Source organism: Bacillus mesophilum, assembly GCF_008923265.1.
Lineage (GTDB): Bacteria > Bacillota > Bacilli > Bacillales > Cytobacillaceae > Cytobacillus > Cytobacillus mesophilum.
Genome location: NZ_WBOT01000005.1, coordinates 1 through 14375, shown reverse-complemented (window position 1 = coordinate 14375; position 14375 = coordinate 1). Strand labels below are relative to the sequence as shown.

The 14375-nt window shown below is 39.5% G+C and carries 16 protein-coding genes; 8 read left to right on the top strand and 8 right to left on the bottom strand.

Features of this window, described 5'->3' with window-relative positions; genetic code table 11:
* Positions 1 to 80 precede the first annotated feature (80 nt).
* A complete protein-coding gene (locus F7732_RS15475; RefSeq protein ID WP_240056649.1) occupies positions 81 to 1283 on the bottom strand; it encodes an MFS transporter in 1203 nt (400 codons plus the stop codon).
* Positions 1268 to 1840: a non-canonical purine NTP pyrophosphatase gene (locus F7732_RS15470; RefSeq protein ID WP_161598895.1), complete on the bottom strand. Its 573-nt coding sequence runs from the start codon at positions 1838 to 1840 to the stop codon at positions 1268 to 1270. Before F7732_RS15470 ends, F7732_RS15475 begins: the two co-directional genes overlap by 16 nt.
* 101 nt (positions 1841 to 1941) lie before the next feature.
* On the opposite strand from F7732_RS15470, the gene F7732_RS15465 reads away from it, so the two are divergent.
* A complete protein-coding gene (locus F7732_RS15465; RefSeq protein WP_161598894.1) occupies positions 1942 to 3666 on the top strand; it encodes an SgrR family transcriptional regulator in 1725 nt (574 codons plus the stop codon).
* Between the two features lie 29 nt (positions 3667 to 3695).
* A complete protein-coding gene (locus tag F7732_RS15460) occupies positions 3696 to 4043 on the top strand; it encodes a short-chain dehydrogenase (protein ID WP_151574916.1) in 348 nt (115 codons plus the stop codon).
* Positions 4044 to 4086: 43 nt separating this feature from the next.
* Here the strand turns inward: F7732_RS15460 and F7732_RS15455 are convergent, their stop codons facing one another.
* Positions 4087 to 4347 carry a hypothetical protein gene (locus F7732_RS15455; protein WP_151574915.1) on the bottom strand — a complete coding sequence of 87 codons (261 nt, stop codon included), beginning with the start codon at positions 4345 to 4347 and terminating at the stop codon, positions 4087 to 4089.
* A 364-nt stretch (positions 4348 to 4711) separates the two neighbouring features.
* On the opposite strand from F7732_RS15455, the gene F7732_RS15450 reads away from it, so the two are divergent.
* From F7732_RS15450 to F7732_RS15425, 6 genes are all read left to right on the top strand, one after another.
* Positions 4712 to 5212: a hypothetical protein gene (locus F7732_RS15450; protein WP_151574914.1), complete on the top strand. Its 501-nt coding sequence runs from the start codon at positions 4712 to 4714 to the stop codon at positions 5210 to 5212.
* Positions 5213 to 5439: 227 nt separating this feature from the next.
* On the top strand, positions 5440 to 5856 hold the full coding sequence (locus F7732_RS15445) for a GNAT family N-acetyltransferase (protein WP_151574913.1): 417 nt from the start codon (positions 5440 to 5442) through the stop codon (positions 5854 to 5856).
* Positions 5853 to 6197, top strand: coding sequence for a DUF6176 family protein (locus F7732_RS15440; RefSeq protein ID WP_151574912.1), 345 nt, complete (start codon positions 5853 to 5855; stop codon positions 6195 to 6197). The genes F7732_RS15445 and F7732_RS15440 overlap by 4 nt, the downstream gene beginning before the upstream one ends.
* A gap of 73 nt (positions 6198 to 6270) precedes the next feature.
* Complete coding sequence (locus tag F7732_RS15435) at positions 6271 to 6492, top strand: hypothetical protein (RefSeq protein ID WP_151574911.1); 222 nt, start codon at positions 6271 to 6273, stop codon at positions 6490 to 6492.
* Between the two features lie 168 nt (positions 6493 to 6660).
* Positions 6661 to 7011: a PadR family transcriptional regulator gene (locus tag F7732_RS15430; RefSeq protein ID WP_080847829.1), complete on the top strand. Its 351-nt coding sequence runs from the start codon at positions 6661 to 6663 to the stop codon at positions 7009 to 7011.
* Positions 6995 to 7996 (top strand): HAAS signaling domain-containing protein, encoded by a 1002-nt coding sequence (locus tag F7732_RS15425; protein ID WP_151574910.1) that lies wholly within the window; start codon positions 6995 to 6997, stop codon positions 7994 to 7996. The genes F7732_RS15430 and F7732_RS15425 overlap by 17 nt, the downstream gene beginning before the upstream one ends.
* Positions 7997 to 8232: 236 nt before the next feature.
* Here F7732_RS15425 and vanT read toward each other — a convergent pair whose 3' ends face one another.
* The 5 genes from vanT to vanR form a co-directional block, all read right to left on the bottom strand.
* Complete coding sequence (gene vanT / locus F7732_RS23085; protein ID WP_151574909.1) at positions 8233 to 10347, bottom strand: serine racemase VanT catalytic subunit; 2115 nt, start codon at positions 10345 to 10347, stop codon at positions 8233 to 8235.
* Positions 10344 to 11111, bottom strand: coding sequence for a D-alanyl-D-alanine carboxypeptidase family protein (locus F7732_RS15415; RefSeq protein ID WP_151574908.1), 768 nt, complete (start codon positions 11109 to 11111; stop codon positions 10344 to 10346). Before F7732_RS15415 ends, vanT begins: the two co-directional genes overlap by 4 nt.
* Positions 11108 to 12163 (bottom strand): D-alanine--D-serine ligase VanG, encoded by a 1056-nt coding sequence (vanG, locus tag F7732_RS15410; protein WP_151574907.1) that lies wholly within the window; start codon positions 12161 to 12163, stop codon positions 11108 to 11110. Before vanG ends, F7732_RS15415 begins: the two co-directional genes overlap by 4 nt.
* A 133-nt stretch (positions 12164 to 12296) precedes the next feature.
* Complete coding sequence (gene vanS / locus F7732_RS15405; protein WP_420837698.1) at positions 12297 to 13391, bottom strand: vancomycin resistance histidine kinase VanS; 1095 nt, start codon at positions 13389 to 13391, stop codon at positions 12297 to 12299.
* Entirely contained in the window at positions 13384 to 14088 is a 705-nt protein-coding gene (vanR, locus tag F7732_RS15400; protein WP_151574906.1) for a VanR-ABDEGLN family response regulator transcription factor, read from the bottom strand. The genes vanS and vanR overlap by 8 nt, the downstream gene beginning before the upstream one ends.
* Positions 14089 to 14375 lie beyond the last annotated feature (287 nt).

Sequence of the window (14375 nt, the reverse complement as noted above, 5' to 3'; positions counted from 1 at the left end):
ATAACTTTTTAAAATACGCCCTCTTGGATTCCTGCAAAAGGGCATGGGAACTTCATATTTATTCGACAAATTTCGGGACGTCACAGTGACTGCTTAAACCGCCAAACCCACCCAATCCCCAACATCATAAACATCAATCCTGCCAAATAATACACGTAGGCAAGCTCATATGTACCCAATAGCATAAAAGCAACTAGCGGTCCAAGTGCTGCTCCTACGTCAACGACTATGGTGTAGGCGGTCATCATTTTCACTTTATTTGTTTGACTGGCTGTTTTTACTGCCATAGTGTCAGCGGTTGTCACAAAGATGGTGGAAGTGAATTGAAATAATAATAATAACAAAAACAGTGGTACAATATTCTGCACAAAACCTAAGCCGAAGAGCAATATTGCTCCCAAAAGTACAGGAACAATGATGTATAATACCGGTGTTTTGCTTGAATCAATCATCTTGCCAATTTTCGGAGCGACAAAAGGGTCCCAGCCCCAGCGCAAGGCTTGGATAAAGCCTGCCAGCGTAGCCGCCCCAACCGTCACACCAGCAGCACTCCACTTATTGTCATAATGCGCTTCAATAGATGTACTGAGGGTAGAAGCAAAAAGCCCAAATATAATAAAACCAATCATCGCACCCGTCGCCAAAATAAATCCCCTATCAAAGGTAAGCCAGTTTTTTGATGTCTTCACTTGCGGAGGTTCCTCTTGTTCAACTTTAGAAAGTGGAATCAGAAAAAATACTGCAGGCACCATAACAAGACCTATAGCAGCAAATAAGGAAGTCACAAACAAAATAGAAGTTTGATCAACGAGTATACCGCCGCCAAGCATGCCAACAAGTCCACCGATTCCCCATAAACCATTATATAAGCCGACCAAATTGCCTGTATTCTCTTCTGTTGCAACCTCTGCGACAGTCAGGAATCCCCCAAGGCGCAGAAGGGACCAGGCAACTCCCCATAACAGCCGCATGAGGAACAGCAGCCAAAATTCATTGAAAAATCCATAGCCTGCCGTGGTGCTAACAGCAATCAGCAATGCAAGAAGTACACCCGTCCGCAGCTCAAACCTTTGGTAAAAAAAACCCACTAAAGGATTAATAGGCAGGCGAATAAATCGGTTGATTGAAAGCAGGAGACCAATTTGCCATAGGGAGGTTAGTCCAAACTCCTGCCAGTAGACAGGCAGCGCGATGATCAGCATGGAATCTCCCAGCAGTGCGGCACCTGTAATTGCGGCGATTCCAATTACTTTCTTTTTAGCTGCAATCATCGTTTTAGCCATTCGAGGATATGCTGCTTTGCTTGAAATAAAGCCTGGTGCTGGTGATTAAAGGGGCTATCATCAATTTCAGAAAGAACTTTCCCATTACTTAATAAAAATATATCCCCGTATCCACGAATTTCTGCATTATCACTATTGCTGATCCAGCCAGGCATGAATCCGTGACACTCTGCAGATTCGCCGTTCGGAAAAGAAACGATGACGCAGCTGTTGAATTGGGCACTGCTTTTGCTTAAAGGAACATGGGCTAGCATTTCTATCAGCACCTGTGCTCGTTCAGCATCACTGCCCGGTGAAAAACGTGCTGTTTTAACGCCGGGAAATCCTTCTAAAGCATCTATCGTTAAACCAGAATCTTCTCCTATGATAATGTCTTCTGGAAAATGGCATCTGACCGCTTCCACTTTTAATGCTGCGTTTCCTTCGAACGTAAGAGCTGTTTCTTCAATATCTTCTATTTCACGAGATAGTGAAGTGATCTCAATGGGTACCCCACTCAAAAAACGTTTGATTTTCTTCACCTTGGATGGATTCCAGGATGCAATCACTACTTTCATATGTATCAACCTCCTGCTATTCATTGTACTTTTTGAAAAGAGGAAAAAAAGTGTATAATAGTTCTAATTGTTTTTCCCCTTTTATCAGGAGGAGCTGGAATATGAAGCTATTAGAGCATTATGACATCCTTTTTCAAAGCTTAAAAGAAAATAATATGGAGATAAAAATCACCGTTCATGACGTTTCTGAGTTGTTGTCATGCACCTATCGAAATGCCAAAATCATTCTCCGAAAGTTAGAGGAGCAGAATTGGATTGAGTGGAAGCCAGGGAAGGGGAGAGGGAATCTTTCCAGTATAAAGCTTTTGAAAGATGTGGATCACCTTGTTGTGGACGAAGCGAAAAGCATGTTGACACCTACTTCCATTGATGCAGGAATCAGTCTGTTAAAAAAATATAGAGTAAAAGAATCCGTGCAGCGTGAATTCGTTGATTGGGTGTTTCATACTTACCTCGGCAAACAGCTTGGTCCTGAAGATGGTAAGCTTTCACGATTGCATTTCCCTTCTTATCGGCCGCTCCCTGTTCTTGATCCGGCAAAAGTCAACAGACGTTCCGAAAATCATATTATGCGCCATATTTTTAGTACGCTCGTTACGTATGATCCGGCAAAAGATGAGTTTCTGCCGTATCTGGCTCATCACTGGGAACATAATGAAGACTATACAAAATGGACCTTTTATCTGCAAAAAGCTGTCCTTTTTCATCATGGAAAAGAAATGACAGCAGAGGATGTCCGTTATAGTTTTATCCGCCATCGTGAAAATAAATCCGCTCATGAATGGATCCTAGATGGCCTGGAAGATATACAGGTTAAACATCGGTATACGATTCAATTTTTGTTTGCTGAAACTTGCCCATCCTTTCTGCATTTAGTTTCCTCATTAGGCGGAAGCATTTTGCCGGAGGATGTACCGGTAACTAGTGAGTTGCCAATAGGGACAGGACCATATAAAGTCAGTGAGAATACGGAAGATAAATTGGTCTTAACCGTTTTTTCAGACTATTTCTTAAGACGGCCTTTTCTTGACGAGATCACATTATACTTTTTCCCGCAGCTTTATGACAATGTTGCTGATCTCCAGTCGGTTTCCAATTATGAAGATATGAACTTTTACCATTATCCCTATCAAGGGAGAAAGGTTCAGGAATTTAAAAGGTATACGATGCTGGATAAAGGAAGCAAGCTGCTTACGTTAAATTTGCATAAAGGAATTCTTGCTGGAAATGCCTATGTTAGAGAAGCTATTTTTCATTTTTTGTCACCGGAAAAACTAATCGAGGAATTAGGCGGTTCACGTTTTAAAACGGCGTCTCGCATATTAAAAAAGTTTGAAGAAAAAGAGCAGGAACGATCTGTATCGGCCGGTAAAAAGGCTTTAGCATCGAGTGGTTACAAAGGGGAAACTCTTACATTGGTTAGTTATGTTGGAGCAGGGAATGAAGCAGATGCAAAGTGGATTCAGAAGGTTTTACGAAATGAAGGAATAGAATTAGAACTCAAATTTTACACGTATACTGAATTGCATAAGCGTCTATTACACAAAGAAGCAGATCTTCTCCTCGGTGAACAAATCGGTGATGAAAGTGATGTATATACCTATCTTTCAGCATTTATGGGAAACCACAGCTTGTTAAAACATCATCTCCCGGAAGCTGTGAATGATGAAGATATACTATCTTTAGAAAATAAAATACTGAAACAAAACGGGCATATTCATCTTTACCGGTTAAATCAATTCGCCTTTTATCACCATGATGTAAAAGGTGTATCATTTAATGCGCTAGGATGGATTGATTTTACGAAATTATGGTATGAAGCCTGAAATAGAACGAATAGAGAGGAAGACAAAGTATGCCCTTAGTACATGAATTCGGAATTCTGGATGAGTTTGACCAAGAAAAAAAATACATAAGCTACGAGCCGGAACAATATAACTGCGTCCCTATTGAAGATGATTTGATTCAATCGGTCGCAGCAGACCTATCTATCATGAGGACTTATTTTCAATCTATTAAGAGGCCAGAATTTGACCTTGCCATGTGGGGAATCACGCTGATCCCGCCTGAATCACTGCCGCTTTTTTATGAGAAGGTGACCTCTTCGAAAGACTTTAAGGAATCTGGTGATCTAGCTGATTTAGCAGCTAAAATTCTGCAGGCAATAGAAGATGAGAAATATATGATTCATTTTGGCGTTTGATGCATAAAGCTAAACAAGAGCAGGGAGATAACTACCTGCTCTTTCATTCATCTGCTTCTCTGAAATATTCCGAAAGCTGGCTTTCCAAACGTTCTAATTGCACTTTTTGCGAATGTGGAAATCCGTGTTTATTCGTCTTTTGCGCGCACATGCCGCAGGAACAATGAATCTTTCCTTTTGCAAAATAGCCGTGGTGGCGAGGCTGCCATCCAATCTGGTTTACAAACTTTGTCTTACGCCGGATAACTCTGTTTCGGTGGCGCCGATAATAGGCCAGATTTCGATTCTTTTGATGTGGTTTCATTTGCCATCACACTCCTTGGGAAAGGGCTCAGCCTGCAAACATCTCCCAAGAATGAATTAGATCCTTACAGGCTAAGCATGATGACAAGAAACGGAATGTAGAGAATCATTTTTTAACACCTCGTCATTTTTTTCTTATTTTAATATAGTCTTACTGACTGATACCACTAATTAGATTTGAAGTCAGTTCAAGTCAAATTGAACTGGATAAGGTTTTGGAAAAAGGATAGAGGATTTGAAGGCTCTATGAAGAATTTAAAAGACTGATGATTAAATCTTGTTTGTACCTAGTTAATGAAACAAATCAAATACTAAGACTATCCTGTTTTACCGTTTAACTTTAAATTTTTGTGGAGGTTTTTATTATGTTTATAGTCGATAAATATATTGGTTCTATTAAAACCAATCTGGAAAAGCAATCTGATTTGTTAGTGAGTAATCTCAAAAAAACCTTTGAATACAACTTCTCAAGTGATATAGATTTATTGGATTACTGTGCATTCATTGAACCTACGAGGTTCGAGTTATCAATAGTAATGTTCTCAATGGATAAAGAAGTTAATGAAGTTTTCTATGAGGGAAATGACAAAACGGTTTTTGCTGGCAGTGAAGAGATACTCTCAAACATTGAATATCATCTATTAAACGACAGTCAGTTAGAAAAATTTTTTGAATTTTATGAGCAAAATGAAGATACGTTAGTTTCGCAAGAGCAAAGAGTTTTTACAGAATGGTTTAGCCAATGTTGGGAAATAGCAGGAGGAGCTTCAATGAAGTTGCCATCGTATTTTATTTTTCACGATGATTCTAAATCGTTTGATTTAAAGAGTAATCAATGGATTGATGATCAAGAAAAATGGTCATAAAGATTTAAGAATGCCTATATCTCAAGGCATTCTTTTTTAGCTAAAAAATCAACATTAAAGATTAAAATTGCTTGTTTTATAAGGTGTAGATCAAATAAAGGAAATTGGATTTTCAATTCGAATAGGTTAATAGAATACTTACAAAATAGGAGGTCTCATTTTGCTGCTTTATTTTTAATAACTCCGCTCCGACAAATGTTTATAAACAAAATAGGAGTGGATTTAAGATGATGTTCAAAACCGATATTAATGGAATTACAGCTGAGATGTTAGGAGGGTTTTTCGTAGATTGGCCAAATCCGCCAAGCTCAGAAACCCATTTACAGCTCTTAAAAAATAGCACAAAAGTAGTTGTAGCTTTAGATGGAAATCAAGTCGTTGGTTTTATAACGGCGATTAGTGACGGAGTTCTATCTGCATACATTCCACTGCTTGAAATATTGCCTGAATACAAAAACAAAGGTGTTGGTACGAAATTAGTAAATATCATGCTTGAAGAGCTTAGTGATATTTATATGATCGATTTATGCTGCGATGATAATGTGGTACCTTTTTATAATCAATTCAAAATGATCAAAACAAACGGCATGATTGTAAGAAATTACGATCATCAATCCGGAAGTAAAAGGATGTTAATGAAATGAATGTAGAATTGACAAGATTCAGAGTGAAACAAGGCAAATCAGAACGTGTGGCTGAATGGCTTCAGTTTCTGAATGAGCATATGGATGACGTGCTCGTTACACTTGAAGGTGAAAAGATGTACGTCGAAACCATTTTCAGAGAGCTGCTCAATGGTGAGGAGTATTTGTACTGGTATTCTGTCCAAGGAAGCGGGGGAATAGCAGTAGAAAATTCTCAGCATTGGATTGACAAGAAGCATCTAGAGTTTTGGGAAGAATGCATAGATGAAACCTTTAAACCGATTGACCTAAAAACAGAAGTTGTCATGATACCAGAGAAGGTAAGAAATAGTATGAAATAACTGTGCCTATCATTTTGAAACAACATGGAGCTGTATTAGAATGGAGAATAGTTATTGTAAGGGGGACATTTTAATGAAGAAGAAAAAGCAATATGAAGTGACATTTATTTTAAATAACGGTGAGATCGGACATCTTATTGAAGCATCTTCTCTCGTGCGAGCAAGAGACAAAATTAAGAAACATTTCGTAGACGATTTAAACAGTCCCGTCATAGCAATTACGGACGATTTAGTCATTATTAAACAAAATATCCAATATTTCAAAGTAAAAGAATATGATTTCTTCGAGGAATAAGAAGTTTGAATATAAAACGTTTAAAAAGAACGCTATCCGATTCAGGGCAGCGTTCTTTTTTTCCTATATTTTCAAAAATGAATTGTTATCGTAACAACAATAGTGTATGATACATAGTATAAAGCATATAGTGTATAACATACAGCATAAAAGCATTGAGGTGAATGAATGAGCAATCTGTTACTTTCTTTAACAACCGAATTACGAAGAGGTACCTTGACATTAGCTGTCTTAAGTCAATTACAGACACCGCAATACGGTTATTCACTTGTCCAATTACTCGAAGAATCAGGTATCAATATTGATCAGAGTACGCTGTATCCGCTGCTCCGGCGTCTGGAGAAACAGGAACTGGTTACAAGCAGCTGGGATACTTCTGAAAGCAGACCGAGAAAATATTATGTTCTCAGTGATTATGGGCAGGAAATCTATACAGAGTTAAAAAAAGAATGGCTGAAAAGTTCAAAGGAGCTTTATGACTTGTTAAAAGGAGAGGAAGACGATGCAAAATCTGATTGAGATTTACATCCAGGAAGTCACAAGAAGATTGCCGGAAAAAAACCGCAGTGATATTGCCTTAGAGCTCCGTTCCACAATTGAGGATATGCTGCCTGATGAGTATAACGAAGAGGACGTAAAGGCAGCTCTTGAAAAATTGGGAAACCCAGTAGCATTGGCGGGCGGTTATCGGGATCAGCCTATGCATTTAATTGGTCCTCGGTATTATGATCTCTATATTTCCCTATTAAAAATGATTTTGCCAATTGCGGCCATTGTATCATTTATTTCGATGGTTTCCAGTTATTTTATTCAATATAATGGGGATGAAAACATTGTAAATATCATTGTTACCCTTACAACAAAAGGTATCATCACGTTATTGGAAGTTGGGGTTCAAGTCTTTTTCTGGCTGACGATCGTGTTTGCGGTAATTGAAAGAACTGACAAGAGCAAAGAGACAGACCCGTTAACAAACAGTATGACCAAATGGACTGCTGAGGATTTAAAGGCGGTCACATATATACCAAAGAAAAAAGCAATCTCAAAGAGTGAAGTTTTTGGCAGTTTCATATGGATTGCAATATGGGTTAGCTTCTATTTCAATGCAGACCACCTGGTTGGAATATATGAAAACAAGGGCAGTGGCTTAGAGTTTGTGCAGCCTGTCTTTCATCAAGATGTACTCATCGGTTACTGGCCGATTGTCGTTGCGGTTATTGTCCTCGAAGTGGCCCTGGCATTCTATAAATATGTAAAAGGGCAATGGACGAATCGCCTGGCGATTTTAAATTTGATCGTCGAAGCAGCAGCGACCATTGTTCTCTTTATCCTATTTATTGATCCAAACCTTTTCCAGACAGAATTCTTTGATTATATGGCCAACATATTTTCATACTCAAGCACACAGCTTCAATTTCTTTTCATTAGTATTACATTCCTTGTTGTTCTTGTATATGCTGTTATCAGTATTATTGATGGATTTCGGAAGGCGAGGATTAAATAAGAGGGGGATGCCCCTCTTATTTTCTTAATTAAATGGGATGTAATGCGCGAGAAACAGGTGAGACCCAGCAGGAGCGTCCGCGACGATGAGACTCGACTTCCCCCATGGAAAGCGAGGGTCCGTAGCTCAGGTGAAACGGGCTTGTTTGTCTAGTTGATTCATTGAATAGATCATTTATGTTTTAAGGTTATCAGTTTAGTTTTATCTAATATTATAAAGTACAGACTGCTATTAAATTATACTTTATAAACATACCCCAGCCGCTCCCCAAGTCTGCTCAATAAGTCATTCGTGATTGTCCCGCATGACTCCGCTACATCTTCAGCAGTAATTTGCTGTGATCCGTCTCTGCCAATCAATGTTGCAATATCGTCTGCTTGCACTCCTTCTATTCCTGAAACATCCACCAAGAGCTGATCCATGCAGATCCGGCCGATTACCTGTGCTTTTTGCGAACGGATGAGGACATGTCCGTTTGCCATATTTCTTGGAATGCCGTCACTATAGCCAATTGTGATGACCGCTGTTTTCATTGTGCTTGCTGCGGTGAAGGCTCGTCCATAGCCGAGCGCTTCCCCAGGGTGTAAAGTCTTTACCATTGCAACTCTAGCTTTAATAGATAGTACTGGTTTCAGTTCAACATTTGTGAGAACCCTATCATTTTGGCTTAGGACTCCATAAAGAGTGATTCCGGCACGAGCGTAATCATACTGTAAATGAGGATAATTCAAGATGCCATAGCTAGCTTGAATATGCTGGTGTCCGACAGGGAGCTGCTGCGTTTCCAGCCATTGAATCGTTTGATTGTATCTATCTATTTGTCTATTCGTAAATGCTATATCGTCTTTATCTAGGCTATCAGATACTGCTAAATGTGAAAAAACACCGACAACATTTAGATGTTGACACTGATAAATTTCTTTCAGCTCTGCAAGCTGTGAAGCATCTGTTCCTAAACGGTGCATCCCCGTATCTATCTTAATCTGCACGTTGATGGATACAGCATGTTTATTTAACTCCTTTGCATGCTCAAGTCCAATCACTGTCTGTGTAAAGTTGTATTTTTTGATAATCCTAATAGATTGAGCGGGGGTGTACCCTAAAATAAGAATATCGCATTTAATGCCGTTTCTCCGAAGTTCGATTGCTTCAGCTAAAGTAGCAACGGCTAATGAATTTATTCCAGAGTCCGATAGTTCTTTTGCTATTCTTACTGCGCCATGGCCGTAAGCATTTGCTTTCACTACTGCCATTAGTTTTGTCTTCTCCGGCAGTACTCCTTTCAGCTGTGTTGCATTTTTCCTTAGTGCCTGTAAATCAATTTCTGCCCACGCCCTGCCAGTTGGCGGCGGGGTTGCATTATTACGCCGTTTCCAGACAAGCGTTATTATTCTTGCTGCAGCTAACGAAAGAAAGCTGACTCCAATAAAGTGCATTAAGCTATTTTCAATAAACCATTTTTCCAGATTAACAACTTCTGCCGCAAAACGGACAAGCACAATTATCCACGGATGGATGATATACATAATTGTCGAGATCGAACGGAGATCTTTACTGCTTTTTCCGCGAATTTGCAGCAGGCTTATAAAGAGAAAATACATTGCTGGAATGAGCATGATATACATACTGTCATGCCGCTGCAGCTTAAGAGCATGCAGGAGAAGTCCTTCAAGAATCAGCAAAGAAAAAGAGATAACGAAAAACAGCAGATTTCGCTGAAAAGGAATCATATTATTCCCTTTATAAATCAGCATCCCCAATACTAAAAAGATCGGCACCATAAAAACGCCATTTCTTGTATAATCTGATAGAGTAAAAACCGCCTCATAAAATGCTTCTAAGCTGGAAAACGTCTCCGTCATTCCATAATAGCTATCACCGAATAATCCTATAACATAAAGAATAAGAGAGATGAAGAAAGTGAATTTTAATCCTATTTTACGAACTAGAAAAGCTACAATCATCACACCTAAAATCAGTCCGGGGAAATACCATAAATGATAGAAGGTACCATCAAAGAAAAGATCTTTTAGGAACTCCCTCCCCAAATTTACAGTCTCATAATGACCGGCATATAAATTCAGCGGGAGGTACAGCAAAATGGAAAGAGCATATAATAGGGCGATTTTTTTACAGAAAGAAAGAATATAAGCGTTATCGCCATTTTTAATATACTTATAGAGAAAGTAGCCGCTGACCATGAGGAAAAAGGGAACAGCGATCCTGGCAATAATGCGGGTTAAAATGAAATCCGCTGTCTCCCCGTAGGAAAGAAGCGGTGATGTATGGTTAGCAATTACAAGAAAAGCAGCTATTAACCTAAAGGTATCAAGCGATCCTGTTTTCTTCATAGAGAATTTCTCCAAACTGTCACAATAAACCCGTCCACATTGTTCCCGGAAATTTGGTATAAGCAATCCTCTGGTATTTGTATAATCGTCTCCCGATCTTTTGCTCTTACATAAAATATCTCGAAGTTTTTGCCCTTCTCAGTAAATGTATAATGCTGTCCATCTTGCGGAAAATCAGAAAGAAACTGAATGTATTCTTCCAAACAGAAATCGTGATGATTCATAATTCTTGCGTGCGGGTACCCGATATAGCGGAAATGCCAAGGTTCGTGTGAAATGCCTGTTATCTCTTCTTTGCCGCTGGAATAGCGCTCAATAAAACCATAGTCAGCCGCTAGTTTGCGAAACTTGCCGAAGACGCCTGTGTATGGAAAAGAAGGACGAATGAAATCAATTTCATCCGTATTTTCTCCTAAATCAATGGCAAGACCAGACTCATGCTCGCTGCAGCCTGGATAGGCAACATATTGCTCTGTAAAGGTTCTGCCATTTTCAGTGAGAGAATCTTGGAATAATTGTTCTTGTTCTTCTTTGCTTCGAAAACCGCTAACTGGCACAATGTTTCCCCGTGCTTCTACTTTTTCAAGAAGCTGTGTTAATGATGCAGCGGCCCTTCGTTCAAGTAAAATAGATTCAACGTTTTCAAGACAGGGCACAAGTGCCGGCGAATCGTGGGCTTGTCTTTGTTTTAGTCCGTTATGGCGATTTACGAGCAGTAAATAGCCTTTATACATATCGTCTTTCTGCAGCGTAATATGTCTCATCGCTCCAGCCCCAATTGGATCAGCTGATCAATGATTTCAGAAAACGTTAATCCAATGCCCTTCATCATATTTGGATAACGGCTGTGGTCTGTGAAACCTGGAAAAGTGTTCACTTCATTGAAAACAATCTCGCCGTTTGGGGTAATAAACATGTCCACCCGTGCCAAACCAGAGCAGCCAAGGGCATGATAGATTTTAATGCCTGTATCCTTTACTTTTGCTTTCAGTTCTTCGTCAATACGGGCTGGCATATGAATCTTTGAAGTAGTGAGACTGTATTTTTCTTTAAAATCAAAATAGCCAGTTTCCAACTCTATTTCGTCCACTTCACCGACAATGAGGTCATCATTGCCTAAAATAGCACAGCCAACTTCAAAACCATTAATAAACTCTTCGATAATAACGCGCTCATCATGAGAGAAAGCTTCGGCAACAGCACTAGGCAGTTCATCTCTTTCATTAACAAGCGTAATTCCGATGGAGGAGCCAGATTTAACGGGTTTAACAAAAAGCGGCAGCTTCAGCTGATCAGTTTCTGCAATGATTTCTTCTATGAGTGCAGACCTTGAAAATACTACGGAAGCTGGGGTGCGAATCCCTTCGAGTGCTGCTAATTTATGAGCGCGGTCTTTATCCATGCACAAGGCAGAAGACAAGGTATCGCAGCCTGCGTATGGAATTCCAGCTAGCTCTAAGTATCCTTGCAGTGTTCCGTCTTCGCCATTTTTACCATGTAGTACAGGGAATACTAGGTCAATCATCGTTTTGACAACTTGTCCATTTGTCTCTTCTTCCAATAAATGATTCTCGTAGCGATTTGGCGAAAAGATTGCAGGCGTACAGTTTGCTTCATCAGCACACCATGTATCATTTAATATGTTTTCTGCACTGCCGTAATATCGGTACCAGCGCCCTTCTTTTGTGATGCCAATTAAAACTATTTCATATTTTTGAGGATCCATATGTGTGATAACAGAGTAAGCGGATTGCAGAGATACTTCATATTCATTCGAACAGCCGCCAAACAGAACAGCAACGATCATTTTTTCCATATTAATTTCCTCCTTGTGAATAAAAAAACACTTTTTGTTTCTGTACATACATCGTACTAAAACAAAAAGTGTTATTTTTTCGTTTATTTTCAAGGAAATAATACGTTTTTCTTCTTTAATTCTTACGTTTTTCTTACGGCGTAAGCGGAAGTGTGACAATAAATTCAACTGTCTCATTCTCACTCTGTGCAGAGATCGTGCCGCCGTGCAGTTCAACGATTTCCTTGGCGATTGCAAGGCCAAGTCCTGCTCCACCTGATTTTGTTCCGCGGGAGGTATCCAATCGATAGAATTGTTCAAAGATGCGCTCCAGCTTATCTTTCGGAATGACAGGACCTTTGTTGATAAAATGAAGGTGTAAATGATTCTGATCCTGATGTGAACGAATGATAATGGCGCTGTTTTCATAGCTGTAATTAATTGCATTGCGGATTAAGTTATCAAAAACCCGTTCCATTTTATTAACGTCGCAGGAGATTTCCAGATTGTCTTCAATCTCTAATTGGCAGGTTAGGTTCTTTTCTGCAAGTAGGGGATTAAATTCAAAAGTAATTTGCTGCAGCATTCTAGTTAAGTGAATATGGCTCATTTCAGGACTTAACTGTGTTAAATTAAAACGGGTGATCTCAAAGAACTCATTGATTAAATCCTCAAGCCGTTCGGCTTTATCTAATGAAATTGATAAATATTTTCCCCGCAGCTCTTCTGAAATTTGCTGTTCATCCCGAAGCAATGTTAAATAGCCGATGACAGATGTTAATGGTGTTTTCAAATCATGAGCCAGATAGACGAGCAGGTCGTTTTTGCGCTGTTCAGCTTCCTTTGCCAGTTTCGCATTGCGGATTGAATCCTGCTTCGTATTATTCATCCGGTCTTCGACTTGTTTTAATTCTGCTGGCAAGCGGATGTATTCATTATTATCTGAAGCTAGCAGCCTGCTTGCTTCTACAATCTGATCTATGTACTTGAGCGTTTTTCTCCAAAAATACATAAAGATGCAGACAATTCCGATCATCCATGTGATTAAAATAAAAGGAATAGGGTTATTGCGAACAGGACTTAGCAGGAGGTATAGGAGATCATTTGCATGCCAGACAAAACTGCTTAATACAAAATAACCTGCTACAATAAAAGCCAGTAAGCTTACCGTAAAAATGAAGATGGTAAGAAAGAATTTTGTAAACATCCTGCCAGTTAATCCGCTGCTTGGAGCACTTTCTCTATTCAATGGTATAGCCAACCCCCCATACCGTTTTAATAAACTTTGGTTTTCTGGATGGCTCCTTCATTTTCTCCCTTAAACGGGCAATATGGGCCATCACAGTATTGTTGTTATCAATATATTTCTCGCCCCAGACAGCTTCAAACAGTTCCTCTGAGGAAACAACCTTGCCTTTGTTTTCACATAAATGCCACAGAATCGAGAACTCGATCGGTGTTAAAGAGAGTGATTTCCCATAAAGCGTGCATTTATGGGTGTCCTGATTAATGATTAAACCGGAGAAATCGTATTCCTTTGCAGCTGCTGCTGGCTCAGGAGTATTGCCGTTATTGGAATTATACCGTTTATAACGGCGCAGCTGCGCTTTTACTCTTGCCACCATTTCCAGCGGATTAAACGGCTTTGTTATGTAGTCATCGGCACCTAACGTAAGTCCGGTGATTTTATCGATATCTTCAATTTTTGCCGTCAGCATAATCACTGGATAATGGTGATACTCACGGATTTTCTGACAGATCGAAAATCCGTCAACATCCGGGAGCATTACGTCTAGAATCGCAAGCTCGAGCTCATGATTCTGTATAAATTCAAGTGCCGGCTTTCCTTCATAAAACACATGCACATCATAACCTTCATTCATCAAATAAAATTTCACTAAATCGGCAATTTCCTTTTCATCATCTACAACTAATATAGGATTCATTTTTTCACCTCAAACTGCTTACTGAACTACTATAGATTAAATCATTTTTAGGAGAATGAGAAGTGTGAGCACAAATTGTTAAAATAGAACTCTTTAAGCAAGCCCGTTCCATTGCGCTGCGGACTCTCGCTTTCCGAGGGGAGGAAGCTGAGCCTCCTCGGCACGCTGCACTGGACCCATAAAATTGGACACTTATATTTAAGCTTAAGCAGCTACTACTTCGGTACTAACCCGATAAGCTACTGGACTTTTCCGATTCAATCTTGATTTGATTCTCAAGTGATTGT

Bases quoted from the DNA above. Each gene is read 5' to 3' on its own strand.
- F7732_RS15430 (WP_080847829.1), top strand. From the start codon at position 6,661: ATGAGCAATCTGTTACTTTCTTTAACAACCGAATTACGAAGAGGTACC.
- F7732_RS15450 (WP_151574914.1), top strand. From the start codon at position 4,712: ATGTTTATAGTCGATAAATATATTGGTTCTATTAAAACCAATCTGGAA.
- F7732_RS15455 (WP_151574915.1), bottom strand. From the start codon at position 4,347: ATGAAACCACATCAAAAGAATCGAAATCTGGCCTATTATCGGCGCCAC.
- F7732_RS15475 (WP_240056649.1), bottom strand. From the start codon at position 1,283: ATGGCTAAAACGATGATTGCAGCTAAAAAGAAAGTAATTGGAATCGCC.
- F7732_RS15445 (WP_151574913.1), top strand. From the start codon at position 5,440: ATGATGTTCAAAACCGATATTAATGGAATTACAGCTGAGATGTTAGGA.
- vanT (WP_151574909.1), bottom strand. From the start codon at position 10,347: ATGAAGAAAACAGGATCGCTTGATACCTTTAGGTTAATAGCTGCTTTT.
- F7732_RS15425 (WP_151574910.1), top strand. From the start codon at position 6,995: ATGCAAAATCTGATTGAGATTTACATCCAGGAAGTCACAAGAAGATTG.
- F7732_RS15415 (WP_151574908.1), bottom strand. From the start codon at position 11,111: ATGAGACATATTACGCTGCAGAAAGACGATATGTATAAAGGCTATTTA.
- F7732_RS15465 (WP_161598894.1), top strand. From the start codon at position 1,942: ATGAAGCTATTAGAGCATTATGACATCCTTTTTCAAAGCTTAAAAGAA.
- F7732_RS15440 (WP_151574912.1), top strand. From the start codon at position 5,853: ATGAATGTAGAATTGACAAGATTCAGAGTGAAACAAGGCAAATCAGAA.
- vanR (WP_151574906.1), bottom strand. From the start codon at position 14,088: ATGAATCCTATATTAGTTGTAGATGATGAAAAGGAAATTGCCGATTTA.
- vanG (WP_151574907.1), bottom strand. From the start codon at position 12,163: ATGGAAAAAATGATCGTTGCTGTTCTGTTTGGCGGCTGTTCGAATGAA.
- F7732_RS15435 (WP_151574911.1), top strand. From the start codon at position 6,271: ATGAAGAAGAAAAAGCAATATGAAGTGACATTTATTTTAAATAACGGT.
- F7732_RS15470 (WP_161598895.1), bottom strand. From the start codon at position 1,840: ATGAAAGTAGTGATTGCATCCTGGAATCCATCCAAGGTGAAGAAAATC.
- F7732_RS15460 (WP_151574916.1), top strand. From the start codon at position 3,696: ATGCCCTTAGTACATGAATTCGGAATTCTGGATGAGTTTGACCAAGAA.